This is a genomic window from Kocuria rosea (genome assembly GCF_023715525.1).
Lineage (GTDB): Bacteria > Actinomycetota > Actinomycetes > Actinomycetales > Micrococcaceae > Kocuria > Kocuria rosea_A.
This window is the reverse complement of record NZ_JAMBOG010000006.1, coordinates 20,582-44,840: the sequence shown is the minus strand read 5'-3', so window position 1 is coordinate 44,840 and position 24,259 is coordinate 20,582. Positions and strand designations below refer to the sequence as shown.

At 74.6% G+C, this 24,259-nt stretch carries 26 protein-coding genes and 3 tRNA genes; 22 read left to right on the top strand and 7 right to left on the bottom strand.

From position 1 onward, the window contains the following. The first annotated feature begins 99 nt into the window (after positions 1-99). The gene (locus tag M3185_RS05870; RefSeq protein ID WP_251332738.1) at positions 100-1,185 is read left to right on the top strand and encodes a universal stress protein; all 1,086 of its coding nucleotides are present in this window, start codon (positions 100-102) and stop codon (positions 1,183-1,185) included. Between the two features lie 9 nt (positions 1,186-1,194). On the opposite strand, the gene M3185_RS05865 is transcribed toward M3185_RS05870, so the two are convergent. Beyond that, positions 1,195-1,539, bottom strand: coding sequence for a metallopeptidase family protein (locus M3185_RS05865; protein ID WP_251332737.1), 345 nt, complete (start codon positions 1,537-1,539; stop codon positions 1,195-1,197). 163 nt (positions 1,540-1,702) lie between these two features. Between M3185_RS05865 and M3185_RS05860 the strand changes: the two genes are divergently transcribed. The 6 genes from M3185_RS05860 to M3185_RS05835 all read left to right on the top strand — a co-directional run bounded on the left by M3185_RS05860 (position 1,703) and on the right by M3185_RS05835 (position 3,350). Continuing rightward, positions 1,703-1,775 (top strand) — tRNA-Glu (locus M3185_RS05860). 79 nt (positions 1,776-1,854) lie between these two features. Beyond that, positions 1,855-1,928: transfer RNA gene (locus M3185_RS05855), tRNA-Asp, on the top strand. A gap of 73 nt (positions 1,929-2,001) precedes the next feature. Further along, positions 2,002-2,074: transfer RNA gene (locus tag M3185_RS05850), tRNA-Phe, on the top strand. A 112-nt stretch (positions 2,075-2,186) separates the two neighbouring features. After that, positions 2,187-2,648 carry a hypothetical protein gene (locus M3185_RS05845; RefSeq protein ID WP_251332736.1) on the top strand — a complete coding sequence of 154 codons (462 nt, stop codon included), beginning with the start codon at positions 2,187-2,189 and terminating at the stop codon, positions 2,646-2,648. Between the two features lie 64 nt (positions 2,649-2,712). Then, entirely contained in the window at positions 2,713-2,856 is a 144-nt protein-coding gene (locus tag M3185_RS05840) for a hypothetical protein (protein ID WP_251332735.1), read from the top strand. After that, positions 2,853-3,350 carry a hypothetical protein gene (locus M3185_RS05835; protein ID WP_251332734.1) on the top strand — a complete coding sequence of 166 codons (498 nt, stop codon included), beginning with the start codon at positions 2,853-2,855 and terminating at the stop codon, positions 3,348-3,350. Before M3185_RS05840 ends, M3185_RS05835 begins: the two co-directional genes overlap by 4 nt. A gap of 81 nt (positions 3,351-3,431) precedes the next feature. Here the strand turns inward: M3185_RS05835 and M3185_RS05830 are convergent, their stop codons facing one another. The 3 genes from M3185_RS05830 to M3185_RS05820 form a co-directional block, all read right to left on the bottom strand. Further along, complete coding sequence (locus M3185_RS05830; RefSeq protein ID WP_251332733.1) at positions 3,432-5,135, bottom strand: glycoside hydrolase family 13 protein; 1,704 nt, start codon at positions 5,133-5,135, stop codon at positions 3,432-3,434. Between the two features lie 76 nt (positions 5,136-5,211). Then, entirely contained in the window at positions 5,212-6,084 is an 873-nt protein-coding gene (locus M3185_RS05825) for a hypothetical protein (RefSeq protein ID WP_251332732.1), read from the bottom strand. A gap of 5 nt (positions 6,085-6,089) precedes the next feature. Further along, entirely contained in the window at positions 6,090-6,896 is an 807-nt protein-coding gene (locus tag M3185_RS05820) for an exodeoxyribonuclease III (protein ID WP_251332731.1), read from the bottom strand. A 211-nt stretch (positions 6,897-7,107) separates the two neighbouring features. Here M3185_RS05820 and M3185_RS17340 point away from each other — a divergent pair, with 211 nt between their 5' ends. Next, the gene (locus M3185_RS17340; RefSeq protein WP_308222176.1) at positions 7,108-8,436 is read left to right on the top strand and encodes an S-layer homology domain-containing protein; all 1,329 of its coding nucleotides are present in this window, start codon (positions 7,108-7,110) and stop codon (positions 8,434-8,436) included. A 31-nt stretch (positions 8,437-8,467) separates the two neighbouring features. On the opposite strand, the gene nadE is transcribed toward M3185_RS17340, so the two are convergent. Then, positions 8,468-9,292, bottom strand: coding sequence for an ammonia-dependent NAD(+) synthetase (nadE, locus tag M3185_RS05805; protein WP_251332730.1), 825 nt, complete (start codon positions 9,290-9,292; stop codon positions 8,468-8,470). 61 nt (positions 9,293-9,353) lie between these two features. On the opposite strand from nadE, the gene modA reads away from it, so the two are divergent. From modA to M3185_RS05775, 6 genes are all read left to right on the top strand, one after another. Continuing rightward, complete coding sequence (gene modA, locus M3185_RS05800) at positions 9,354-10,172, top strand: molybdate ABC transporter substrate-binding protein (RefSeq protein ID WP_251332729.1); 819 nt, start codon at positions 9,354-9,356, stop codon at positions 10,170-10,172. Between the two features lie 55 nt (positions 10,173-10,227). After that, complete coding sequence (locus M3185_RS05795) at positions 10,228-11,022, top strand: enoyl-CoA hydratase (protein ID WP_251332728.1); 795 nt, start codon at positions 10,228-10,230, stop codon at positions 11,020-11,022. 58 nt (positions 11,023-11,080) lie between these two features. Beyond that, entirely contained in the window at positions 11,081-13,006 is a 1,926-nt protein-coding gene (gene recQ, locus M3185_RS05790; RefSeq protein ID WP_374238471.1) for a DNA helicase RecQ, read from the top strand. A 156-nt stretch (positions 13,007-13,162) separates the two neighbouring features. Further along, a complete protein-coding gene (locus M3185_RS05785; RefSeq protein WP_251332727.1) occupies positions 13,163-13,561 on the top strand; it encodes a TOBE domain-containing protein in 399 nt (132 codons plus the stop codon). Between the two features lie 72 nt (positions 13,562-13,633). Continuing rightward, on the top strand, positions 13,634-14,470 hold the full coding sequence (locus tag M3185_RS05780) for an ABC transporter permease (protein WP_251332726.1): 837 nt from the start codon (positions 13,634-13,636) through the stop codon (positions 14,468-14,470). Then, a complete protein-coding gene (locus M3185_RS05775; protein ID WP_374238470.1) occupies positions 14,467-15,120 on the top strand; it encodes an ATP-binding cassette domain-containing protein in 654 nt (217 codons plus the stop codon). The genes M3185_RS05780 and M3185_RS05775 overlap by 4 nt, the downstream gene beginning before the upstream one ends. A gap of 19 nt (positions 15,121-15,139) precedes the next feature. Here M3185_RS05775 and M3185_RS05770 read toward each other — a convergent pair whose 3' ends face one another. Further along, complete coding sequence (locus tag M3185_RS05770) at positions 15,140-15,739, bottom strand: TetR/AcrR family transcriptional regulator (protein ID WP_251332725.1); 600 nt, start codon at positions 15,737-15,739, stop codon at positions 15,140-15,142. An 83-nt stretch (positions 15,740-15,822) separates the two neighbouring features. On the opposite strand from M3185_RS05770, the gene M3185_RS05765 reads away from it, so the two are divergent. The 8 genes from M3185_RS05765 (at position 15,823) to M3185_RS05730 (ending at position 22,807) form a co-directional block, all read left to right on the top strand. After that, positions 15,823-17,031 (top strand): acyl-CoA dehydrogenase family protein, encoded by a 1,209-nt coding sequence (locus M3185_RS05765; protein WP_251332724.1) that lies wholly within the window; start codon positions 15,823-15,825, stop codon positions 17,029-17,031. Between the two features lie 31 nt (positions 17,032-17,062). Next, the gene (locus tag M3185_RS05760) at positions 17,063-17,821 is read left to right on the top strand and encodes an SDR family NAD(P)-dependent oxidoreductase (protein WP_251332723.1); all 759 of its coding nucleotides are present in this window, start codon (positions 17,063-17,065) and stop codon (positions 17,819-17,821) included. Between the two features lie 69 nt (positions 17,822-17,890). After that, positions 17,891-18,472: an orotate phosphoribosyltransferase gene (pyrE, locus tag M3185_RS05755; protein WP_251332722.1), complete on the top strand. Its 582-nt coding sequence runs from the start codon at positions 17,891-17,893 to the stop codon at positions 18,470-18,472. Next, positions 18,465-19,109 (top strand): TrmH family RNA methyltransferase, encoded by a 645-nt coding sequence (locus tag M3185_RS05750; protein WP_251332721.1) that lies wholly within the window; start codon positions 18,465-18,467, stop codon positions 19,107-19,109. Before pyrE ends, M3185_RS05750 begins: the two co-directional genes overlap by 8 nt. An 82-nt stretch (positions 19,110-19,191) precedes the next feature. Beyond that, on the top strand, positions 19,192-20,214 hold the full coding sequence (gene fbaA / locus M3185_RS05745) for a class II fructose-bisphosphate aldolase (protein WP_251332720.1): 1,023 nt from the start codon (positions 19,192-19,194) through the stop codon (positions 20,212-20,214). Between the two features lie 116 nt (positions 20,215-20,330). Then, positions 20,331-20,750, top strand: a complete 420-nt coding sequence (locus M3185_RS05740; protein WP_251332719.1) for a DUF3151 domain-containing protein — start codon at positions 20,331-20,333, stop codon at positions 20,748-20,750. Between the two features lie 24 nt (positions 20,751-20,774). Further along, on the top strand, positions 20,775-21,869 hold the full coding sequence (gene ald, locus M3185_RS05735) for an alanine dehydrogenase (RefSeq protein ID WP_251332718.1): 1,095 nt from the start codon (positions 20,775-20,777) through the stop codon (positions 21,867-21,869). Positions 21,870-22,318: 449 nt separating this feature from the next. Continuing rightward, positions 22,319-22,807, top strand: a complete 489-nt coding sequence (locus M3185_RS05730; RefSeq protein ID WP_251332717.1) for an FBP domain-containing protein — start codon at positions 22,319-22,321, stop codon at positions 22,805-22,807. 367 nt (positions 22,808-23,174) lie between these two features. On the opposite strand, the gene M3185_RS05725 is transcribed toward M3185_RS05730, so the two are convergent. After that, positions 23,175-24,164, bottom strand: a complete 990-nt coding sequence (locus tag M3185_RS05725) for a 2-hydroxyacid dehydrogenase (RefSeq protein WP_251332716.1) — start codon at positions 24,162-24,164, stop codon at positions 23,175-23,177. Positions 24,165-24,259: the final 95 nt, after the last annotated feature.

Here is a 24,259-nt window from a genome sequence, read left to right as displayed (position 1 = left end):
GAGGGCGCGCGGGAGGCGCGCGCGCGTACCATCGGAGGCGAAGCCCGGGACCGGCTCCCCCGCGGGCCGGGCCCGGGCCCCGCGCACAGGAGGACCGCCATGACCGACCGACCGTCACCGGACCGTGAAGAGGGCCCCGCGGAGGGCAGCGAGCCCACGCTGGGCGCGGAGGCGGTGCGCCGGCGCGTGCCGTCCGGCGGCGGGCAGAGCCGCTCCCTGGACGCCACGGGGGAGATCGTCGTGGGCGTGGACGGGTCCGACCAGAGCCTCGGGGCCCTGCGCTGGGCCGCCCGGGAGGGCCGGCGCCGCAGCCGGCCCGTCCGCATGGTCACCGCCTACAGCGTGCCCGTCTTCTCCGGCTCCGGGTTCGACACCGGCTACGCGACCGTCGACGAGGACGCGCTGGTCCAGGGGGTCGAGGAGCTGCTCAACCACGCCGCGGACCAGGTCCGGGCCACGGGGGTCGAGCTGCGGGCCACGGTCGAGACGGGCGACCCGTCCAGCGCCCTGCTGGAGCTCAGCCGCACGGCCGAGCTGATGGTCCTCGGCTCCCGGGGCCGCGGCGGCCTGCTGGGCCGGCTGCTCGGCACCGTCTCGACGGCCGTGCCCGCCCACGCCCAGTGCCCCACCGGGGTGGTCCCCCTCCCGTGGGCTGCGGAGCACCTGGGCGAGGAGCAGCTCACGAGCACGCAGGCGCTCGTCGAGGGCGTGGTCGTCGGCTCCGACGGCTCCCCCCAGGCCCGCACGGCCATGCTCCACGCCGCGGAGGAGGCGCAGCTGCTCGGCGTCCCGCTGACCGTGGTGTGCGCGCTGCCGCCCGTGAGCGGGGCCCTGGCCTGGATGCCCACGGCGGTGGACTTCGAGCTGATGTTCGACGACGTCGCCCGAGCCCTCCGGGGCGGGGTGGCGTGGCTGCAGAGCTGGTTCCCCGACCTCGAGATCGGCTCGGAGCTCGCCGACGGCTCCCCGGTGCAGGTGCTGGTGGAGCAGACGCGCCGGAACCGGCTGGTCGTGCTCGGCACGCGCGGGCGGGGCGGCTTCGCGGGCATGCTCCTGGGCTCCACGTCCCAGGGCGTGCTGCACAACGCGGCCGGCCCCGTGCTGATCGTCCCGGACCGCTACGACGAGCGGATCGAGACCCGCAAGGACTTCGACCGGGACGACGTGCGCCCCTGGGACGTCTGAGGGCGTGGCTCAGCCCCAGCCCAGCTCGTGCAGGCGGTCGTCGTCGATGCCGAAGTGGTGGGCGACCTCGTGGATGACGGTCACCGTGATCTCCTCCACCAGCTCCTCCCGGTCCGCGCACATCCGCTGCAGCGGCCCGCGGTAGACGTAGATGCGGTCCGGCAGGGAGCCGGCGCCCCAGCCGCCGTCCCGCGCGGTCAGGGGCACGCCCTCGTAGAGGCCGAGCAGCCCCGGGCAGTGGGCGGGCGGCTCCTCCTCGACGAGGATCGCCACGTTGTCCATCGCCCGGAACAGCTCGTCCGGGATGAGGTCGATCGCGTCGTCGACGGCGTCGTCGAACTCTGCGTGCGTCATCTCGATCACCCTCCCATTCCTACCCCACCGCCGCCCCCGCCGCGCGGGGGACCGGCGGGGGCGGGAATTGTGCAGAATCCGCGCCAGCCTCTAAGCTGTACTCGGTTTCTCCCGTGTCCAGACCCTGGTCGTCCAGGTCGTGGTCGCCGATGCGGGCGTTCTGGCCCCCATCGTCTAGCGGCCTAGGACACCGCCCTTTCACGGCGGCGGCACGGGTTCGAATCCCGTTGGGGGTACGCGGAACGGCGGTCCTGCCGCCGATTTGCACAACGAGGCAGAGATGCTGGTAAGATCAGTCCTCGTTGGAAACAACAAGGCCCTGTAGCGCAGTTGGTTAGCGTGCCGCCCTGTCACGGCGGAGGTCGCGGGTTCAAGTCCCGTCAGGGTCGCTCAGGCGGCGTTCACACCGGAAGGCACTTCCGCTGATGCAGCGCCGTCGCGGCATATCCGAGGATGTGCCGGGGCTCTGTAGCTCAGTTGGTAGAGCGTACGACTGAAAATCGTAAGGTCACCGGATCGACGCCGGTCGGAGCCACCGCGGAAACCGCCGGTCCCCCAGGGGGCCGGCGGTTTTTTCGCGTCCCGCGCCCGGTTGCCCCGCACCCGGCTGCCAGCCGGTCCCGAGGTTGGGACCCTAGTCTGGGACCGTGATCCGCCTTCTCCGACGCCCGGGCCCCCGAGGGGCGGCGCTCGCCCTGTGCGCGCTGGGCCTGCTCGCCCTGACGGGCTGCGGACCCGGACCGCAGAGCCGGGGCCTCGACGTCGACCCGTCGGCCGGCTCCGCCACCGCCTCCCCGCCGTCCGCCCCGCCCGCCGACCCGGAGACCTGCTTCGACGTGGCCAGCGCATACACCGCCCTGGGCCTCGTCCCGCTGTCCACCGACGAGACCGACCCGGACTTCCGCCCCCGGGAGACGGTCGCCTCCGTGCGCGAGCTCGCCTCCCGGATGCCCGCCGAGCTGCGGCCGGCGTTCGACGACGCCGTCGAGGCCCTGCGCTCCGCGGGCGGATCGGTGCAGCCCGCCGAGCTCGCCGCGCTGCACGGGGCGCTCGCCCCCGTCGGCGACTGGCTGCAGCGGCACTGCGTAGAGCCGACCCCCGCCGGATGATCAGCATCCTGTCTAGACTGGGCGCACGCGCCCCGGCCCGGGCCGCGGAAGGGAAGGAGCGACCATGACCGATCAGGAACCGGAGCGCGGGGCGATCGAGGACCAGCGCGAGGACCAGCGCGAGGACGGCCTCGTCGTCGAGCCGGACGCCGAGCTGGACCGCGACCTCCGCAGCAACGACCTCCCCGCGGAGGGGGAGGAGGGGTGAGCGGCGGGTCCCGCCTGGGCGGCGTCGCGGGCGCGGCCGGCCGGGGCGCCGTGGCCGGGCTCGTGGGCGCCGGCGTGATGACCCTGGGGGAGAAGGCCGAGCAGGCGCTCACCCACCGCCCCGACTCCTACGTCCCCGCCCGCGCCCTGCTGACCCTGCTGGGCCGGTCCCCCGGCGACGACGTGAGGCCGCTGCTCTGGAACCACGCCATGCACTACGGCACCGGCGCCGCGCTCGGCGCGCTGCGCGGCGTCTGGGCCGTCACGGGCATCCGCGGCGCCCGGGCCAGCGCGTGGCACACCGTGGTGCGCCTGGCCTTCGACCAGACGGTCGAGAACGCCACCGGCGTGGGCGCCCCGCCCGCGTCCTGGCCGGCCGGCGAGAAGGCCGTGGACGTCGTGCACAAGGCGGTGTACTCGTTCGTGACGGGCGCGGTGGCCGACCGGGCGCTGCCCCCCGTCCTCGCCTCCACCCGCGGGCGCACCAGCCACTGAGCCGCGCCCCGGCCGGGGCGCGCACGAGCGGTGGGCGGGCCGGTGCACCGCCCCGGCCCACCCGCCGTCCGTGCGCGGGGCTTAGCCCAGGCCCACCCACACGGCGGCCTCCGGCCGCAGGAGGCCGTCCGCGAGGGCGTCCTCGCGGCTGCGCACCAGGACCTCGCCCTCGGGCAGCGCGACCGGGGCGTCGCCCATGTTCGCCGCCACGAGGACCCGCTCGCCCGCGGGCGTCGTGTTGACGAAGGCGAGCAGGCGGGTGGCGGCGTCGTGGGCGCCGTGCCACGCGAAGGAGCCGCGGCCGAGACCCAGCTCCCGGCGCTGCCGGATCGCGGTCCGGTAGAGGCTGTGCGTGGAGCCCGGGACGCCCACCTGGCGGTCCGCGGCGAGCTCGCCGAAGGCCTCCGGCTGCGGCAGCCACGGCTCGGGGCCGAAGCCGTGGCCCGGTTCCCCGGCGGTCCAGGGCAGCGGCACCCGGCAGCCGTCGCGGCCGATCTCCTCGCCGCGGGTGCGGGCGAACGTCGGGTCCTGGCGCAGCGCGGAGGGCAGGGTCGTGTGCTCGTGCAGGCCCAGCTCGTCCCCCTGGTAGAGGTACGCGGAGCCCGGCAGGGCGAGCTCGACCAGGGCGGCGGCGCGGCCGCGGGCCAGGCCCTGGTCGTGGTCGGGCTGCTCGGCGTCCGCGTCGATGCCCTTGGGATAGGCGACCGGGTCGGAGAGCCCGAAGCGGGAGACGTGGCGGACGGTGTCGTGGTTGGAGAGCACCCAGGTGGTCGGGGCGCCGACCTTCGCCGACTCCGCCAGCGAGTCCTCGATGGCCCGGGACATCCGCGCCCAGCTCCACCCGGCGATCAGGAAGTCGAAGTTGAACGCCTGGTGCATCTCGTCCGAGCGGACGTACATCGCCAGCCGGTGCGCCGGCTCGACCCAGGCCTCGGCCACCATCATCCGGTCGCCGTCGTACTCGGCGAGCACCCGGTGCCAGTCGCGGTAGACCTCGTGCACCCCGTCCTGGTCGAAGTAGGGGCTGCCGGTGCTCATGGGGGTGTCCGGCTGGTCGTGCTCGCGCGCCGCGTGCTCGCCCTCCACCATGCGCACCTGGTGGTCCCAGTCCGGCAGGCCCTCGGCCTTGACCAGCCCGTGGGCGACGTCCACGCGGAAGCCGTCCGCCCCCCGGTCCAGCCAGAAGCGCAGGACGGAGCGGAACTCCTCCCACACCTCGGGGTTCTCCCAGTTGAGGTCGGGCTGGGTGCTGTCGAACAGGTGCAGGTACCACTGCCCGTCCGGCAACCGGGTCCAGGCCTCCCCGCCGAAGACGGAGCGCCAGTTGTTCGGGGGCAGCTCCCCGTGCTCGCCGCGGCCCTCGCGGAAGACGTAGCGGTCCCGCTCGGGGCTGCCGGGCCCGGCGGCGACGGCGGCGCGGAACCACTCGTGGTCGCTGGAGGTGTGGTTGGGCACGAGGTCCACGATGAGCTTCAGCCCCAGCTCGGCCATCCGCTGCCGCATCCGGTCGAAGTCCTCGAGGGTGCCGAAGCGCGGGTCGATGTCGCGGTAGTCCGCGACGTCGTAGCCGGCGTCGTTCTGCGGGGAGACGTAGAACGGGGACAGCCACAGGGCGTCCACGCCGAGGTCGGCGAGGTAGTCGAGCCGGTCGACGATGCCGGGGAGGTCGCCCATCCCGTCGCCGTTGGAGTCGTTGAAGGAGCGGGGGTAGATCTGGTAGATCACCGCGGACCGCCACCACGGGGCGTCGGCGGTCGCGGGGGGCGTGCTGGCCTGCTGCGTCATGGGGTTCTCCTCGGGGCCTTCCGGGTCGGAGGATGTGCGTCCCAACCTAGCGAAGTCCGGGCGCGCGGGGGAGCGCTCAGCTCGCGCTCTCCAGGTGGGCCAGGGGCAGCCAGCGGTGCATCAGCCGCCGGAACGCCACGGCCGCCCCGGTCGCGTCCTGGGCGGCCAGCAGCTCCACGGCGTCCTGGAAGTCCTCGGGGCTCTCGTCCGGCTGGAACCGGTCCGCGATCGCCCCGTAGTGCAGGACCACGAGGGAGTTGGCGGAGAACGCCCCCAGCCACCGGCCCAGGTGGGTGAGGTCCTCGGCGAGCTCCTCGAGGTCCTCGCCCGCGGTGTCCTCCACGACCTGCGCGGCGCGCACCACCCGGCGGGTCGCGACGTCGACCGGCACCGCGCAGCGGTGCACGCGGTTGCCGTGGTGGAAGCTCTCGGTGTGGTCCTCGGGGGTGAACAGGGCGAACCAGGCCATGGGCACGGTGAAGGCGGACTGCCGGGCGTGGACCGGGGTGAAGTGCTCGCGGGTGACCCGCTCGCCCGCCGCCCGGACCGCCTCCTCGGGGATGAGCAGGTTCGGCAGCGGCTGGCCCCCGTCCTCCTCCGCCAGCGCGACCAGCCGCAGGGAGCGGCGCAGCCGCTGCGGCGGGTGGTAGACGGGGAAGTCCCCGACGCCCGCGGCCAGCATCCGCCGCCCCGCCGGAGCCGCCGAGAACGGCAGGACCCACAGGGGCTCCACGGCCGGGGGCAGCGGGTCCTCGCCCGGTTCGGCCAGGCGGGCGAGCTGCTCGGTCAGCTCGTTCACCCCGGCCTCCTCGGGCGGCAGCGCCCGGGACAGCAGGGGGGCGTAGACGGCGTCGAGCTCCTCGCCGGGCACGTAGACCCGGAGGGAGAACTGGTGGGGGATCCCGGTGGCCGAGCGGAAGGTCCGCCCGACCTGCAGCAGCTGGGCCACGGCGCTCAGGCGATCTCGACGATCACGGGGGCGTGGTCCGAGGCGCCCTTGCCCTTGCGCTCCTCCCGGTCGATCACCGCGTCGGTGACGCGGGCGGCCAGGGCGGGGGAGTAGAGCTGGAAGTCGATGCGCATGCCCTCCTTCTTGGGGAAGCGCAGACCCTTGTAGTCCCAGTAGGTGTAGACGCCCGGGCCCGGGTGGCGGGGACGCACCACGTCCTGGTAGCCCGCCTCCTCCAGGAAGGCCCGGAACGCCGCGCGCTCGGGCTCGCTCACGTGCGTCAGCCCGTTCCGCAGGAAGAAGTCCATGTCCCACACGTCCTCGTCCTGCGGGGCCACGTTCCAGTCGCCCACGAGGGCGACCTGCGCCCCGGGGTCCTCCTCGACCCACTGCCGGGCGTGGTCCTTGAGCACGCGCAGCCACTCGAGCTTGTACGGCATGTGCGGGTCCTCCAGGCCGCGCCCGTTCGGGACGTAGAGGGACCAGACCCGCACCCCGCCGCACGTGGCCCCGATCGCCCGGGCCTCCTGCACGGGCTCCTCGCCCGGCTTGCCGAAGGCGGGCTGGTCCGGGAAGGTGCGCCGGACGTCGTCGAGGCCCACGCGGGAGGCGATCGCCACGCCGTTCCACTGGCTCAGCCCGAAGTGGGCGACGTCGTAGCCCATGAACTCGAACAGCTCCCACGGGAAGCTCTCGTCCTTCGTCTTCGTCTCCTGCATGGCCAGGACGTCCACGTCCGACCGCTGCAGCCACGCCTCCACGCGGTCGGCACGGGCGCGGACGGAGTTGACGTTCCAGGTGGCGATCCTCATGGCCCCCACGTTACCGGCTGGCCCGGACGGGCGCCGACGGGCGCGGGCGCCCCGCCGGGCCGTTCATGCCGGGGCGTTAGTACCGGGACGGACGGACGCCGCGCCGGCCCACCTGGGGCTTCCCGGCCGGGCCCCCTCCTTTTGTTGCAAATGCTAATTTGTTCGTGGCCCGCGACCCCCGGCGGCGCCGACACCCGACAGGGAGAGCACCATGAACCTCAGGCGGTCCGTCCTCGCGGTGGCCACCGCGGCAGCCCTCGTCCTCGGCGGTGCTCCGGCGGCACCCGCGGCGGAGCTCCCCGCCCCGGCAGCGTCCGAACCCGGCACCGCGCCGGCCGGCGCCCTGAGCGGCGGCAGGAGCGTCGGCGGCGTGCCCGCCGACCTGCCGGCCGAGCTGCCCGGCGGCCGGGCCGCAGCGGCTCCCGAGGGCTCCGGCGGTCCCGGCGCGGCCGCCGCGGCGACCCCCCTGCCGACCACGGTCCAGCAGATCACCGAGGTCTTCGACATCGTCAACGACCACCGCCGCCAGGGAAACCGGGCGCCGCTGGCCTACAACACCGCCCTGTCCCGCAACGCCCAGCAGTGGGCCGAGTCGATGGCGGGCGCCCGCACCCCCCTGTACAACCCCGGCCCCTACACCGGCGCCCCCGCCGGGGCGCTGCGGATGGACCAGTACTACGGCAAGGGCGAGTTCACGGGGACGTTCGCGGGCCCCGACGCCGTCGAGGCGATCACCCACTACCTCCTCGACTTCTTCCCGCGCAACGGCACCGACCAGTTCGCCCGGGACCTCACCCACCTGGGCATCGGGGTCGCCAGCGTCCCCACCACCGGCCCGGCCGGACCGGGGTGGGAGACCTACGTGACGATCTACTTCTACGCCTATCCGGCCGGCAAGCACGTGCCCGGCACGTACGCGAGGCCCGCGGACGGGTTCGTCCCGCCCTACGCCCCACCGCGGATCCCGCCCTTCGCGGACGTCGCCACCGGCCACGTGTTCTACAAGGAGATCGCGTGGCTGGCCGAGCGCGGGATCTCCACCGGCTGGGTCTCGGCCACCGGGGTGCGCACCTACAGACCCGCCCAGCCGGTGGCCCGCTCCCAGATGGCCGCGTTCCTCTACCGGGCGGCCGGCTCCCCGGCCTACACCCCGCCCCGGGTCTCCCCGTTCCGGGACGTCCCCACCGGCCACGTGTTCTACAAGGAGATCGCGTGGCTGGCCGAGCGCGGGATCTCCACCGGCTGGGTCTCGGCCACCGGGGTGCGCACCTACAGACCCGCCCAGCCGGTGACCCGCTCCCAGATGGCCGCGTTCCTCTACCGGGCGGCCGGCTCCCCGGCCTACACCCCGCCCCGGGTCTCCCCGTTCCGGGACGTCCGCACCAGCCACGTGTTCTACGACGAGATGGCCTGGCTGGCCGAGCGCGGGATCTCCACCGGGTGGGTGGCGGGGGACGGGAGCGTGACCTACCGGCCCGGGCTGGACGTCACCCGCGGCGTCATGGCCGCGTTCCTCTACCGCGCCGACCCCCTGCTCTGACGCCCCGGCCCGGTGCTGTGCTGCGGTGGTGCTAGCCGCGCCACCAGTCGTCGAGCATCGTGACGGGGGTCGTGCGCTTGTGCCGGGTCTTCAGGTACTGGGCCTCGATCCGCTCGGCCACGGCGTCGTCGACCTCGCGGCCCTCGAGGTAGTCGTCGATCTCGTCGTAGCTCAGCCCCAGCTCGACCTCGTCGGCCTGGCCGGGCTCCTCGTCGAGCAGGTCGGCGGTGGGCATCTTGCTCCACAGCCGCTCCTCGGCGCCCAGGCACTGCAGGAGCAGGCGGTTCTGCCGCTTGTTCAGCCCGAACAGCGGCAGGACGTCGGCCCCGCCGTCGCCGTACTTGGTGAAGAACCCGGTCACCGACTCGGCGCCGTGGTCGGTGCCGACCACCAGCAGGCTGTGCTCGCCGGCGACCGCGTACTGGGCGACCATCCGCACGCGGGCCTTGACGTTGCCCCGGTTGAAGTCGGAGATCTCCCGGCCCGTCGCGTCCGAGAAGCCCCGGTCGAAGCCCTCCACCGCCGTGCCGATGTCGTACGTGACCGTGCGGTCGGGGGCGATGAAGCGCAGCGCCGCCTGGGCGTCCTCCTCGTCGTGCTGGACCTTGTGGGGCAGCCGCATCGCCACGAACTGCACCTCGGCGCCCTCCTCGGTGAGCTTCTCGACCGCCAGCTGGGCGAGCCGGCCCGCGAGCGTCGAGTCGAGGCCGCCGCTGATGCCCAGGACGAAGCCCCGGGTGCGGCTGGCCCTCAGGTAGTCGCAGAGGAACTGGACGCGTGCATCAACCTCCTGCTGCGGGTCGATCTCGGGCTTGACGCCCATCTCTTCGATGATTGCTGCCTGCAGTTTCCGCATGCACTCATGCTAGTGCCGGGCCTTCGCGCGGCGGCAAGGGACCCGCGGATAGGATCGGGGCATGCCCCTGCACGACGCCGGACCCGTCCGGCCGGCCCGCTCGCGCCGGCCGCAGGCCGCCGCGTGCTGCCGCGCCGCCGGGGCCGCGCTCGCGCTGGGCGCCGTGCTGGCCGGGTGCGGGACGCCCGCGGGCGCCGAGCGGGTGGACGTCTACGCCGCGGCGTCGCTGACCGAGGTGTTCACCGACCTGGCCGCCCGGTTCGAGGAGCAGCACCCCGGGGTGGACGTGGCCCTGAACTTCTCGGGCTCCGCCGATCTCGCCGTCCAGATCGCCGAGGGCGCGCCCGCGGACGTCTTCGCCGCGGCGGACGAGCGGACCCTGGACCGGGTCCTGGACTCGGGGCGGGCCGCCGGCACGCCGCAGCCCCTGGCCACCAACCGGCTGACGATCGCGGTGGCCCAGGGCAACCCCGAGGGCGTCCGCTCGCTGGCCGACCTGCGGCGGGAGGACCTCAGCACCGTGGTGTGCGCCGAGCAGGTCCCGTGCGGTCAGGCCGCCCGGACGGTGCAGGACCTGGCCGGGGTGTTCCTGGACCCGGTCAGCGAGGAGAACTCGGTCACCGACGTGCTGGGCAAGGTCCGCGCCGGGCAGGCCGACGCCGGGCTGGTCTACGTCACCGACGTGGCCGCCCACGAGCAGGACGTGGACGGCGTGCCCCTGCCCGCGGCCGCGCAGGTCACCAACCCCTACGCGGTGGTGGGCGTCGAGGGCGGGGACCGGGAGCGGGCCGAGCAGTTCGTGGCCTTCGTGACCGGGCCGGCCGGCCGGGAACGGCTGGCGCAGGCCGGCTTCGGGCCTCCGGGGCCCCCCGACGGGTGAGCACCCCGCACGACGACGCACCACCGCAGCAGCACACCGACCCAGGGAGACGAGCATGAGCGAGCAGTCGCAGGAGCAGCCGTACGAGAACGTCCTCGTCGACCGGCGCGGGCGGGTCGGGGTCCTCACCCTGAACCGGCCGAGGGCGCTCAACGCCCTGAACGCCGCGACCTTGCACGACGTCGTGGCCGCCGCCGGGGCCCTGGACACGGACCCGGGGATCGGGGCGATCGTCCTGACCGGCTCCGAGCGGGCCTTCGCGGCCGGGGCCGACATCAAGGAGATGGCCCGGCGCACCGCCCCGGAGATGTACCTCGCGGACTGGTTCGCCGGGTGGGACGCCTTCACCCGGGTGCGCACCCCGATCGTCGGGGCCGTCGCCGGCTACGCGCTGGGCGGGGGGTGCGAGCTGGCCATGATGTGCGACGTCCTGATCGCCGCGGACACCGCCCGGTTCGGGCAGCCGGAGATCAACCTCGGGGTGATCCCCGGGATGGGCGGCTCCCAGCGGCTGACCCGCGCCGTGGGCAAGGCCAAGGCCATGGACATGGTCCTCACGGGCCGGCAGCTGGACGCGGCGGAGGCCGAACGGGCGGGGCTGGTCTCCCGCGTCGTGCCCGCCGAGGCCCTGCTCGACGAGGCGCTGGCCGTGGCGCAGACCGTCGCGGAGAAATCGCTGCCCGCCGCGATGGCGGCCAAGGAGGCCGTCAACGCCGCCTACGAGACGACCCTGGCCCAGGGCGTGCTCTTCGAGCGCCGGCTCTTCCACGCCCTGTTCGCCACCGCCGACCAGAAGGAGGGCATGGCCGCCTTCGCGGACAAGCGCGACCCCCGGTTCACGCACCGCTGAGACCCCGCCGCGCACACCCGCGATCCGCCGTCCGGCCCGCACCGGCTACCCTGGCCGTGTGGGGAAGACGTGGAGCGAGCCCGAGCCCGGCCGGACGGGGCCTCCGCCGGAGGAGCCGGGCGAGCGGGGCCCGCACGACCCCGGCACGCCGGGCGCCGATGCGTCCGGAGCCTCGCGCGCGACGCCGTCCGCCCCGCTCGACGTGCTCACCCGCGTCTGGGGCTACGACGCCTTCCGCGGCCGTCAGGCCGAGATCATCGAGACGGTCACCCGCGGCGGCGACGCGCTCGTGCTCATGCCCACCGGCGGCGGCAAGAGCCTGTGCTACCAGGTCCCCGCGCTCGTCCGGGAGGGCACCGGCGTCGTCATCAGCCCGCTCATCGCGCTCATGCACGACCAGGTCGACGCCCTCGAGCAGCTGGGTGTGCGCGCCGCCTACCTCAACTCCAGCCAGACCGCCGAGGAGCGCCGCGCCGTCGAGCGCCGTCTCCTGGCCGGCGAGCTCGACCTGCTCTACCTCGCTCCCGAGCGCCTGCCGGTGGCGGCCGGGCTGCTCGACCGCGCCCGCGTCGCGCTCTTCGCCGTCGACGAGGCACACTGCGTGGCCCAGTGGGGCCACGACTTCCGCCCCGACTACCTCGGCCTGACGATCCTGCACGAGCGCTGGCCCGGAGTCCCGCGTATCGCCCTCACCGCCACCGCGACCGAGGAGACGCGCCAGGAGATCGTCCGCAACCTTCGCCTGGACGGGGCCCGCGTCTTCGTCTCCGGCTTCGACCGGCCCAACATCCAGTACCGTGTCGGGCCCAAGCAGGACGCCCGCCGGCAGCTGCTGCGGCTCGTCCGGACGGAGCACGACGGCGAGGCCGGGATCGTCTACTGCCTCAGCCGCGCCTCGGTCGAGCGCACGGCCGAGTGGCTGGCCGCCCAGGGCGTCGACGCGCTGCCGTACCACGCCGGCCTGTCCGCCGAGACGCGCCTGCGCCACCAGACCCGCTTCCTGCGCGAGGACGGCGTGGTCATGGTCGCGACCATCGCCTTCGGCATGGGCATCGACAAGCCCGACGTGCGCTTCGTCGCCCACCTCGACCTGCCCAAGAGCATCGAGGGCTACTACCAGGAGACCGGTCGCGCCGGGCGCGACGGGCTGCCGTCGACCGCGTGGCTGGCCTACGGGCTGCAGGACGTCGTGCAGCAGCGGCGGATGATCGAGGACGGGGAGGGGGACCGGCAGCGCAAGCGCGCCCAGACCCTCCACCTGGACGCGATGCTGGCGCTGTGCGAGACGGTGCAGTGCCGCCGTCAGCAGCTGCTGCGCTACTTCGGCGAGGCGAGCGGGCCGTGCGGCAACTGCGACACCTGCCTCGACCCGCCCGAGGCCTTCGACGGCACGGTCCCCGCGCAGAAGCTCATGTCCACGATCGTGCGGCTGCAGCGGGAGCGGGGCCAGCAGTTCGGCGCCGGGCACCTGGTGGACATCCTGCTCGGCCGGCAGACCGAGCGGGTGGTGCGGATGCGCCACACCGAGCTCACCACGTTCGGCATCGGCACCGAGCTGAGCGATCAGGAGTGGCGCGGGGTGGTGCGCCAGCTGCTCGCCCGGGGCCTGCTCCAGGTGCAGGGGGAGTACGGCGTCCTCGGGATCACCGGCGCGGCGGGGGAGGTGCTGCGCGGGCAGCAGCAGGTGCTCCTGCGCCGCGAGTCCGAGCGGAGGAAGGCCCCCCGCACGTCGAGGACCGGTGCCGCGGTCCCGGCCCTGGACGAGCCCCAGCAGGAGCTCTTCCAGCGGCTCCGGGCCTGGCGCTCCGGCGTGGCGAAGGAGCAGGGCGTGCCGGCGTACGTCGTCTTCACCGACGCGACCCTCGCCGCGATCGCGCAGGCGCGGCCGGACTCGCTGAGCGAGCTGCGCGCCGTCTCCGGCGTCGGTGACGCCAAGCTGGAGCGCTACGGCGAGTCCGTCCGCCAGGTCGTCGCCGGCGCCTGAGCTCCGCCCTCGCCCGTTCCCCCGCGCGTCCACCGTGCGGACGACTCCCGTGGACCCCGGGGCCCGGCCCGGTGGAACGATCCCTGCGGGCGGCCGGGTGCCGCACCTGCGCCTGTTCGGCTGTGCACGAGCCGCAGACGCGGATAGCATGGCTCCGTGACCGAGCTCAGGATCACTGACGCCGCTCGTTTCCTCGGCGTCAGCGACGACACCGTCCGGCGCTGGATCGACCAGGGCACCCTGCGCAGCGCCAGGAGCGCGACCGGCCAGACCGTGGTGGACGGGCTGGAGCTGGCCCGCCTGCTCAAGGAGCGCTCCGTGCGGCCCGAGGACCCCGCGCGGGTCGCCAGCTCCGCGCGCAACCGCTTCGTGGGGCTGGTCACCGAGGTCGTCTCGGACACCGTGATGTCCCAGGTGGAGCTGCAGTGCGGTCCGCACCGCGTGGTCTCGCTCATGAGCACCGAGGCCGTCCGGGACCTGGGCCTGGAGCCCGGGCGCGTGGCCACGGCCGTCGTCAAGTCGACCGACGTCGTCGTCGAGACCCCCGGGGCGTGAGGCGGCCGTGCGCGCCGGGGACTCCGCCTCCACGGGGGCATCCGCCGGGCCCGCCGAGCGGCTCGTGACACCGTGACCCGGCGTCGCCCCCGCGGCTTCGGCACCGTCCCTCGATGGGTGTGGCTCCCGGCGGCACTGGGCGCAGGCGTGGTGGTCCTGCCCGTGCTCGCCATGCTCGCCCGGGTGGACTGGGCCGGTTTCCCCCGGCTGGTCACCTCGCCCTCCGCCCTGCACGCGCTGGGGCTGAGCCTGCGCACCGCGTCCGCGAGCACCGCCCTGTGCGTGCTCCTGGGCGTGCCGCTGGCGCTGCTCCTGGCCCGCACCGCGTTCCCGGGCCGGCGTGCTCTGCGCGCCCTCGTCCTCCTCCCGCTCGTGCTGCCCCCCGTCGTCGGAGGACTCGCGCTGCTGCACACCTTCGGGCGCAACGGGCTCGTCGGCCGCCACCTGGAGCTGGCCGGGGTCAGCATCGCCTTCTCGACCGCGGCGGTGGTCCTCGCCCAGACGTTCGTGTCCCTGCCGTTCCTCGTGGTCAGCCTCGAGGGGGCGCTGCGCACGGCGGGGGAGCGCTACGAACGGGTCGCCGCGACCCTCGGCGCGGGCCCCGGCACCGTGCTGCGCCGGGTGAGCCTGCCCCTCGCGCTGCCCGGCCTCGCCTCCGGGGCCGTGCTGGCCTTCGCCCGCAGCCTCGGGGAGTTCGGGGCCACGCTGACCTTCGCCGGCAGCCTCGAGGGCGTCACCCGCACCCTCCCGCTCGAGATCTACCTGCAGCGCGAGACCGACCCCGACGCCGCGATCGCCCTGTCGCTGGTGCTCGTGCTCGTCGCCGTGCTCGTCGTGGGCGTCTCCGCGCCGGGCCGGCGCCGGGGCGCCCGGGCGCGGAGCGCCGACGGCGGCGGGGACGGGGCATGAGCCTGCACGTCACCGCCCGGCTGCGCGCCCGCGGTCTCGACCTCGCCGTGTCCATGGCCGACGGGCAGACCCTGGCGGTGACCGGGCCCAACGGGGCCGGCAAGTCCTCCCTGCTCGGGATCGTCGCGGGCCTGCTCGTGCCCGACACCGGCCGGGCCGTCCTCGACGACCGCGTCCTGTTCGACCTGGACGCGCGCGGCCGGGGGCCCTGGGTGCCGGCCCACGACCGCGGCGTCGTCCTCCTGGCCCAGGACCCCCTGCTGTTCCCGCACCTGAGCGTGCTCGAGAACGTCGCGTTCGGGCCCCGCTCCCGCGGCGCGGGACGGCGCGGGGCCCGCGAGGCGGCCGCGCAGTGGCTCGACGCCGTGGACGCCGGCCCCCTGGCCGGGCGCCGCCCCGCGGAGCTCTCCGGGGGGCAGGCCCAGCGCGTCGCCGTGGCGCGGGCGCTCGCCGCGGACCCGCGCCTGCTGCTGCTCGACGAGCCGTTCGCGTCCCTCGACCGGACCGCGGCCCCCGCCCTGCGCGAGCTCCTGGGCCGGGTCCTGGCCGGGCGCATGGCCGTGATCGTCACGCACGACCCCGCCGACGTCGGCGCCCTCGCCGACGCCGTCGTGCGCCTGGAGCGCGGGAGGGTCCTGCCCGGGCCCTGACCCGCCGGCCCGGCCGGGCTCACCCGGCGCGGACGCCGCCCACGATGAGCAGGCCGAGCTCCCGGTACGCGCTCGGGCCCTCCAGGCCGCCCATCCCCGTGCGCTGCTGGATGCGGTCCATGGCCGAGGAGATCACCTCCGCGATGAAGCCCGTGGGCACCGGCCGGAACTCCCCGGTGGCCACTCCCTCGGCCACCAGGGCGGCCAGCTTCGCCGAGGCGATGCGCGTGTTGCGCTCGTAGACCTCCGAGGCCACGGGCGAGCCGGCCACGTCCTGGAGGAACCGCGGCGAGGCCGGCCGCAGCTGCTCGGCCATCGCCTCCAGGTAGGCCAGCAGCCGCTGCGCCGCCCCGCCGGGTCCACGCAGGGCCTCCTCGGTGCCCCGGCTGACCTGCTTGAAGAAGGCCACGAGCACGGCGCGCACCAGCTCCTCCCGTCCGCCGGCCAGGGCGTAGATCGTGGCCTTGGAGCAGTGCAGCCGCGCCGCCGCGCCGTCCATGGTGAAATCGCGGAAGCCCTCGCGCAGGAAGAGCGCCAGCAGCTCGTCGAAGAGCTGGCGCTGGCGGGGCGTGCGCGCCGGCGCCCCGTGCGCGGAGGCTGGCCCAGTGAGGTCCGTCACAGTACGATCGTACTCACAACCGTACTGTTCGACCCGGTCCACGCGGGCCACCCCTCCGCCCCGGACCGACGAGAGGACATCCCATGATCCCGGTCCTGCGCGGGGAATCCCCGTCCGTGGAGCACGCCGTCGGCATCCCGTTCCCGGACGCCGACCTCTTCTCCTTCGCATCCCTCCTCGTGCCGCCCGAGCGCGAGCGGCTCGCGGCCCTGCACGCGTTCCTGCAGGCGGAGATCCGTCCCGTCGTCACGGAGCACTGGAACCGCGAGGAGTTCCCGGCGCACCTGCTGCCCGCGCTCGCCGAGCACGGGCTCGGCGAGCTCGAGCTGTCCGGGGCGAGCCGGCTGTTCCGGGGACTGGCCTACGCCGAGGTCGCCCGCGCGGACGTCTCCCTGTCCGCCCTGGTCGGCATCCACAACGAGCTCGTCCTCGGGCTGATCGACGCGCTGGGCTCCGCGGAGCAGAAGGCCCGGTGGCTGCCGGGCCTGCGCCGGTTCCGGGCGCTGGGGGCCTTCGCCCTGACCGAGCCGGAGCACGGCTCCGACATCGCCGGGGGCCTGGCCACCACCGCGGCCCGCGACGGGGGCGGGTGGGTGCTCTCCGGGGCCAAGCGCTGGATCGGCTCCGGTACCGTCGCCGACGTCGCCGTGGTCTGGGCCCGGGACACCGCCGACGGGCAGGTCAAGGGCTTCCTCGTGGAGACCGACCGCCCCGGCTGGTCCGCCACGAGGATCGAGCACAAGACCGGTCTGCGGATCATGCAGAACGCCGACATCGTGCTCGACGAGGTCCGCGTCCCGGCCGACGCCCTCCTGCCCGGAGCCACCAGCTTCGCGGCCGCCAACGAGATGCTGCGCAACTCCCGCGCCTGGGTGGGCTGGCAGGCCGCCGGGGTGCAGCTGGGGATCTTCGACGTCGCCCGCGCCTACGCGATCTCCCGCCACCAGTTCGGCCGGCCCCTCGCCGCGTTCCAGCTCGTGCAGGAGCCCCTGGCCCGGATCCTCGGCCACGCCACCGCGTCCCTCGGCCTGATGACCCAGATCGCCCGCCTGCAGGAGGACGGGCTGCTCGACATGCCCCACGCGGCGCTGGCCAAGGCCACCACCACGTCCCTGGCGCGGGAGGCCGCCGCGGCCGGCCGGGCCCTGCTCGGCGGCAACGGCGTGGTCACCGACCACGAGATGGCCAAGCTCTTCAACGACGTCGAGATCCTCTACACCTACGAGGGCACCTACGAGATCAACTCCCTCATCGTGGGCCGCGCCGTCACCGGCGTCTCCGCCTTCGTCTGAGCCCCTCCCGTCCCCGCCCGAAAGGACCTCCATGGACGTCACCGACACCTCCGCCCTCGTCACCGGCGCCGCCTCCGGCCTCGGCGCCGCCGCCGCCGCGATGCTCGCCGCGCGCGGGGTGCGCGTGACCGCCGTCGACCTCCCCACCGCGATCGACCGGGCCCCCGCCGTCGACGGCCTCCGCTACGTGCCCGCCGACGTCACCGACCGCGACGCCGTGCGCGAGGCCGTGGCCGCCGCGGCCGACGCCGGTCCCCTGCGCACCGTCGTCAACTGCGCCGGCATCGGGCCTTCCGCCCGCGTGCTGGGGAGACAGGGCGTGCACGACCTCGACCTGTTCGAGACCGTGCTGCGCGTCAACCTGATCGGCACCTTCACCGTGCTGACCCTGGCCGCCGAGCGGATCGCCGCGACCGGGCCCGTCGACGACGACGGGCAGCGCGGGCTGGTCGTCAACACCGCCTCCGTCGCCGCGTTCGAGGGCCAGGTCGGCCAGGCCGCCTACGCGGCGTCGAAGGGCGGGGTGCACAGCCTGGGCCTCACGGCGGCCCGCGATCTCGCGAGCTCCGGGATCCGGGTCAACACCATCGCCCCCGGCGTGATCGAGACGCCCATGCTCGCGACCGTGAGCGAGGAGTACCGGGCCGGGCTGGCCGCCGGGGTGCCCTTCCCGCGCCGGCTGGGCCGGCCGGAGGAGTTCGCGCAGCTCGTGGCGACCTTCGTGGACAACGACTACCTCAACGGCACCACCGTGCGGATGGACGGCGCCCTGCGCATGGCCCCCCGCTGAGCGTCCCGCCGGTCCGCCCGCGCGGGCGGTGGAACGGGGACGGATCGCCGCGGCCCTAGACTGGTCGGCATGACCACCGACTTCTCGCCCGTCGACCTCGCGACGGCCCGCGACCGCCTCCGCCAGCTGATCGTCGACCTCGCCGTCGTGCGCGGGAAGGTGACCCTGGCCAGCGGCATCGAGGCCGACTACTACGTGGACCTGCGCCGGGTGACCCTCCACCACGAGGCCTCCCGCTACGTGGGGCAGGTGATGCTCGCGCTGCTCGACGAGGCCGGGATCTCCTTCGACGCCGTCGGCGGGCTCACGATGGGCGCCGACCCCGTGGGCCAGGCGATCATGCGCACCGCCGGGGACCAGGGCCGGGCCGTGGACGCGTTCGTGGTCCGCAAGGCCCAGAAGAGCTACGGGATGGGCCGGCAGGTCGAGGGCCCGTCCGTCGAGGGCCGGAACGTCGTCGTCGTCGAGGACACCTCCACGACCGGCGGCTCCGCGCTCACGGCGGTGGAGGCCCTGCAGCGCGCGGGCGCCAACGTCGTGGCCGTGGCGATCATCGTCGACCGCCGCACCGGCGCCAAGGAGCGGATCGAGCAGACCGCCGGCGTGCCCTGCCTCTACGCCTTCACGAAGGACGAGCTGGGGCTTGACTGACCCCGCGCCCGGCACGGACGGGGCCCCGGAGGTCGGCGTCGGCCCGTGGGAGGGCCCCTGGCCCGAGGGCGAGCACTGGGACCCCGAGCTGCTCGCGCACGGGGACCGGCGCAACGTCGTGGACGGCTACCGGTACTGGAGCATGGACGCGATCGTCGCGGACCTCGACACCCGCCGGCACGGCTTCCACGTGGCCGTCGAGAACTGGCAGCACGACCTCAACATCGGCTCCGTGGTGCGCACCGCCAACGCCTTCCTCGCCCGGGAGGTGCACATCGTGGGACGGCGGCGCTGGAACCGGCGCGGCGCCATGGTCACGGACCGCTACCAGCACCTGCGCCACCACGGCAGCGTCGAGGAGTTCGTCGCATGGGCCCGGTCCGAGGGCCTGCCCGTGATCGGGATCGACAACTTCCCCGACTCCGAGCAGCTGGAGACCTACGACCTGCCCGAGCGGTGCGTGCTCGTGCTCGGCCAGGAGGGCCCCGGGCTCAGCCCGCAGATGCACGCGGCCGCCGAGGTGACCCTGTCCATCGCCCAGTTCGGGTCGACCCGCTCCGTCAACGCCTCCGCCGCGGCCGCCGTGGCCATGCACGCCTGGGTGCGGCGGCACGTGTTCGGCCAGACCGTCCCCTGACGGAGCCGCGTCCGGTCGTCGTTCCCCGGCGCCGATTTGGCTAGAGTGGGAGCCAGGCCACACCCGACCCGAAGGAGCCAGCATGCCCATCGCCACCCCTGACGTCTACGCCGAGATGATCGACCGCGCCAAGGAGAAGGGGTTCGCCTACCCGGCGATCAACGTCACCTCCTCCCAGACGCTCAACGCCGCGATCCGCGGCTTCGCCGAGGCCGGCTCGGACGGCATCATCCAGGCCTCCACCGGCGGCGCCGCCTACTGGTCCGGGGCCTCGGTGAAGGACATGGTCACCGGCTCGCTGGCCATGGCCGCCTTCGCCCGCGAGGTCGCCAAGAACTACGACGTCAACATCGCCCTGCACACCGACCACTGCCCGCAGGACAAGCTCGACTCCTTCGTGCTGCCGCTGCTGGCGGAGTCCGAGAAGGCCGTGGCCCGCGGCGAGGACCCGATCTTCCAGTCCCACATGTGGGACGGCTCCGCGATCGCCCTCGACGAGAACCTGCGGATCGCCCAGGAGCTGCTGGCGCGCACCTCCAAGGCCAAGATCATCCTCGAGGTCGAGATCGGCGCCGTCGGCGGCGAGGAGGACGGCGTCGAGAACGAGATCAACGAGGACCTGTACTCCACGGTCGCCGACGGCCTGGCCACCGTCGAGGCCCTCGGCGCCGGGGAGAACGGCCGCTACATCACGGCCCTGACCTTCGGCAACGTGCACGGCGTGTACAAGCCCGGCGGGGTCAAGCTGCGCCCCGAGCTGCTCCAGCAGATCCAGCAGGAGGTCGGGGCGAAGATCGGCAAGGACCGCCCCTTCGACCTCGTCTTCCACGGCGGCTCCGGCTCCTCCGCCCAGGAGATCGCCGACGCCGTCTCCTACGGCGTGGTCAAGATGAACGTCGACACCGACACCCAGTACGCCTTCACCCGCCCCATCGCCGGGTTCATGTTCGCCAACTACGACGGGGTCCTGAAGGTCGACGGCGAGGTCGGCAACAAGAAGAAGTACGACCCGCGCGTGTGGGGCGCCCTGGCCGAGGAGTCCATGGCCGCCCGCGTGGTCGAGGCCTGCCAGAACCTCGGCTCCGCCGGGACCTCCGTCAAGTAGGTCCTCCCCGCTCCGCGCCCGCGGAGCCCGACGGCGGCGTCCTGCCCGGTGCGGGGCGCCGCCGTCGTCCTCCCCGCACCACCTCCCCCGCTTCCCGCACCGAAAGGACCCGCCCCGTGAACCTTGCCGGCAAGAACCTCCTCGACGGCCCCGAGCCCACCTACCTGACCGAGGAGCCGGGCCTGACCGAGCGCATCGAGGCGGGCGACGAGGCCGAGGACCTGGCCGCGCGCTTCCCGAAGGCGCCCCTGGCGTGGGCCCTGTGCGCCGAGGACGCCCTCGCCGAGGGCCGCACCCTCGAGGGCTACGCCTTCGCCCGCGTCGGCTACCACCGCGGCCTCGACGCCCTGCGCGGCCACGGCTGGAAGGGCCACGGGCCCGTCCCGTTCTCCCACGTGCCCAACCAGGGCTTCCTGCGCGCGCTCGCGTGCCTGGGCCGGGCCGCGGCCGCGATCGGCGAGTTCGACGAGGCCGAGCGCATCCAGAAGTTCCTCAACGACTCCGACCCCACCGCCGCCGAACAGCTGCGGCGGTAGCCCCTGCCACGAAAGGACCGTCCCATGCGCGTCGCAGTCCCCCGGGAGATCAAGCCGGCCGAACAGCGCGTGGGCCTGCTGCCCGCCGGGGTCGCGCAGCTCGTGCGCGACGGCCACGAGGTGCTCGTGGAGACCGGCGCGGGGCTGGGCTCCGGGTTCGACGACGACGCCTACGCCGCCGCCGGGGCGGAGGTGACCGACCGGGAGGCCGTGTGGGCGCGGGCCGAGCTGCTGGTCAAGGTCAAGGAGCCGGTCGAGGCCGAGTACGGGTTCCTGCGCCCCGACCTGACGCTGTTCGCCTACCTGCACCTGGCCGCCGACCGCCCGCTGACCGAGGCCCTCGTGGCCTCGGGTGCCACCGCCGTGGCCTTCGAGACCGTGCGGGCCGGGCGCACCCTGCCCCTGCTGCGGCCGATGTCCGAGATCGCGGGACGGCTCGCCGCCCAGTCCGCCGCCCACCACCTGCAGTCCAACGCCGGGGGACCCGGCATCCTCATGGGCGGGGTCCCCGGCGTCGCCGCCGCGAAGGTCGTGGTGGTCGGCGGGGGCACGGTCGGCACCCAGGCCGCGCTCGCGGCCACGGGGCTCATGGCCGACGTGACCGTGCTGGACGCCGACGGCGTGCGGATCCGGGAGCTGACCGACCTGCTCGGTCACCGCGCGCGGGTGCTCATGAGCGACGAGCACGTGCTCGAGGAGGAGATCGCCGGGGCGGACGTGGTGATCGGCGCGGTGCTGGTCCCCGGGTCGGCGGCGCCGAAGCTGGTGCGCCGGGAGCACCTGGGGATGCTGCACGACCACGCCCTGCTCGTGGACGTGGCGATCGACCAGGGCGGGTGCTTCGAGACCTCGCGTCCCACGACCTACGACGACCCGACGTTCGAGGTCGACGGCATCACCCACTACTGCGTGGCCAACATGCCCGGTGCCGTGCCCCGCACCGCGACCCGGGCGCTGGCCAACGCCACGACGCCCTACCTCCGCCGCCTCGCCCGGGACCCGCAGCAGGCCCTGGGCGCCGACCCGGAGTTCGCGGCCGGGCTCAACGTGGCCGGCGGGACGATCCGCCACGCGGGGGTGGCCGCCGCGTTCCCGGACCTGCCGGCGCAGCTGGGCTGAAGGGCCCGGGGTGCGGGGCCGCGCAGGCCGCACCGACGGGCGGGTGCGGTGGCAGCCCTGCCGCTTCCCCTCTAGGGTGGTGGCATGGGCGAACAGGGAAGTGCGGCGCGAGCGCTGGTCCACCCTGTCCGGCCGTCGTCAGGCAGCGCCTCGATCGCTCAGGAGGACGTCGGCGGCTTCTCCGCCGGTCAGAGATAGGCGTGCCCGCGCCGGACTCCTGGCCGATGCCGCCTCGGCGGCTCCAGGAGCGCTGCGCTCCGTGGAGCGCCCGGGCCGCTGCCCGGGCACGTCCTGGGCGTGTGCCGGCCATCCTGCTTCGCGGACCCGACCGCCTGATCCCCTCCCGCGCTGCCGCACCGGGTGCTCCTGCCCCCCGGGCCCGTTCCGGCCCCGGCCGGCGCCCTGCTGCGCGCGTGCGGGAGCCCCTCTGCACCCCCGAAGGACTTCCCATGCACCCGCTGACCGAACAAGAGATCCGCTCCAGCTTCATCAACTGCTCCCGCCGGGACGCCGCCCGCCTGCCCGTGCCCCCTGAGCTGGATCAGGTGGACTGGGACCGCCTGGACTACCTGGGCTGGCGCGATCCCCAGTCCCCGCGGCGCGGATTCGCCGTCGTCCCCACCGAGGAGGGGCCGAAGGGCATCGTCCTGCAGACCTCCGGGCCCGCGGGGCCGGGCAAGCAGGCGATGTGCGCGTGGTGCCAGGACGTGCGCCTGCCCCACCCCGTGGTCATGTACGTGGCCCGCCGGTCCGGCGCGGCCGGACGGGACGGCTCCACCGTGGGCACCTTGATCTGTGAGGGCTTCCAGTGCTCGGCCAACGTCCGGAAGCGCCCGCCCTCCCCGTACAAGGGCTTCGACATGGACGCCCACATCGCCGACCGCATCGCCGGCCTGCGCGAACGGCCCCGGGGCTTCATGGCGGCGGTGGACCGCTGACCGCACCCGCCGGGGGGCCGGGCAGCACGCACCTGCGTCCTGTCCGGCCCTGCTCCCGCGCGGCGGCGCTGCTCCTCCTGCGGAACGGACGGCACGTCCCCGGCGGCGCCGACGTCGTCCGCCCGGAGGTCGAGGACCGTGGAGCTCGCGGGCACGGCCTCGGGCTGTTCGTGGACGGGTGGCCGCCACCGGGAATCCCCTCCCGCCACCCCCACCAGTGCCGGGCAAAGCCGTGGAGCAGCAGCACCGGCTCGCCCCGTCCCGGCCACGTGCCTCCGCAGGCCGCCAGGTCCTCCCGGGCCGCGCTCAGCGGCCGCATCCGCGGGCTGCCCCGGGCGGTGGGTGAGCCGGTGGGCGAGGAGGACCGTCAGCGGAGCGCCTCGGGGTTGACCAGGTGGGGTGGGGTGCGTCCTGCGGCGATGGCGATGGCGTTCAGCGCCGCGAGCCGGGCCATCTCGGCGCGCACGGGCACCGTGGCGGAGCCGATGTGGGGCAGCAGCACGGTGTTGTCCAGCTCGGCCAGGCCCGCAGCCAGGGCGGGCTCGTGCTCGTAGACGTCCAGCCCGGCAGCGGCGATGGTCCCGTTCCGCAGGGCGGTGACCAGAGCGGTCTCGTCCACGACGGGGCCGCGGGCGGTGTTGATCAGGACGGCCGAGGGCTTCATCCGGGCCAGCACGTCCGTGTCCACGAGGTGGTGGGTGGACACGGTGAGCGGGACGTGCAGGGAGAGGTAGTCGCTGCGGGCCACCAGGTCCTCCCAGGACACCTGGGCGACCCGCCCGGCGAACTCGCCCAGCTCCTCTTCGGTGACCTCGCGGTGTGCCGGGGGCCGGGGGGCGAAGAGCACGGTCATGCCGAAGGCCAGGGCCCGGCGAGCGGTGGCCCGGGCGATGCGCCCGAAGCCGGCCAGGCCCAGCACCGCCCCGGTGACGTCGTGGCCCAGCAGCAGCTGAGGCTCCCAGCCGGTGAACCGGCCCTGGCGGACCATGCGGTCGGCCTCCACGACCCGGCGGGCCGTGGCCAGGATCAGGGCCAGGGCCACGTCGGCGGTGGCGTCGGTGAGGACCCCGGGGGTGTTGCCGACGAGGATGCCGCGGCCGGTGGCGGCGGCGACGTCGATGTTGTTGACCCCGACCGCGTAGTTGGACACCCCCCGCAGCTTCGCCGCAGCCAGCAGCTCGGCGTCGACGCGGTCCCGCAGCTGGGTGAGGACCACGTCGTAGTCCCCCGAGGCGCACAGCTGCGTCAGGCGGGCGTGGTCGGGGGGTGCGGGCAGGACGGTGACCGTGCCGGCCTCCTCCAGCAGCGGCAGGCCAGGATCGGGGATGGGGGTGGTCACCAGAAAACGTGCGCTCATGATCGGTCCTTTCGCGCCCACGGCCATGACCGGGGCTGAGTGGAGGCCGGGCGGGAAGGCTGTCCGCTCCCGGATGATCCGGCCGGGGAAGGCCA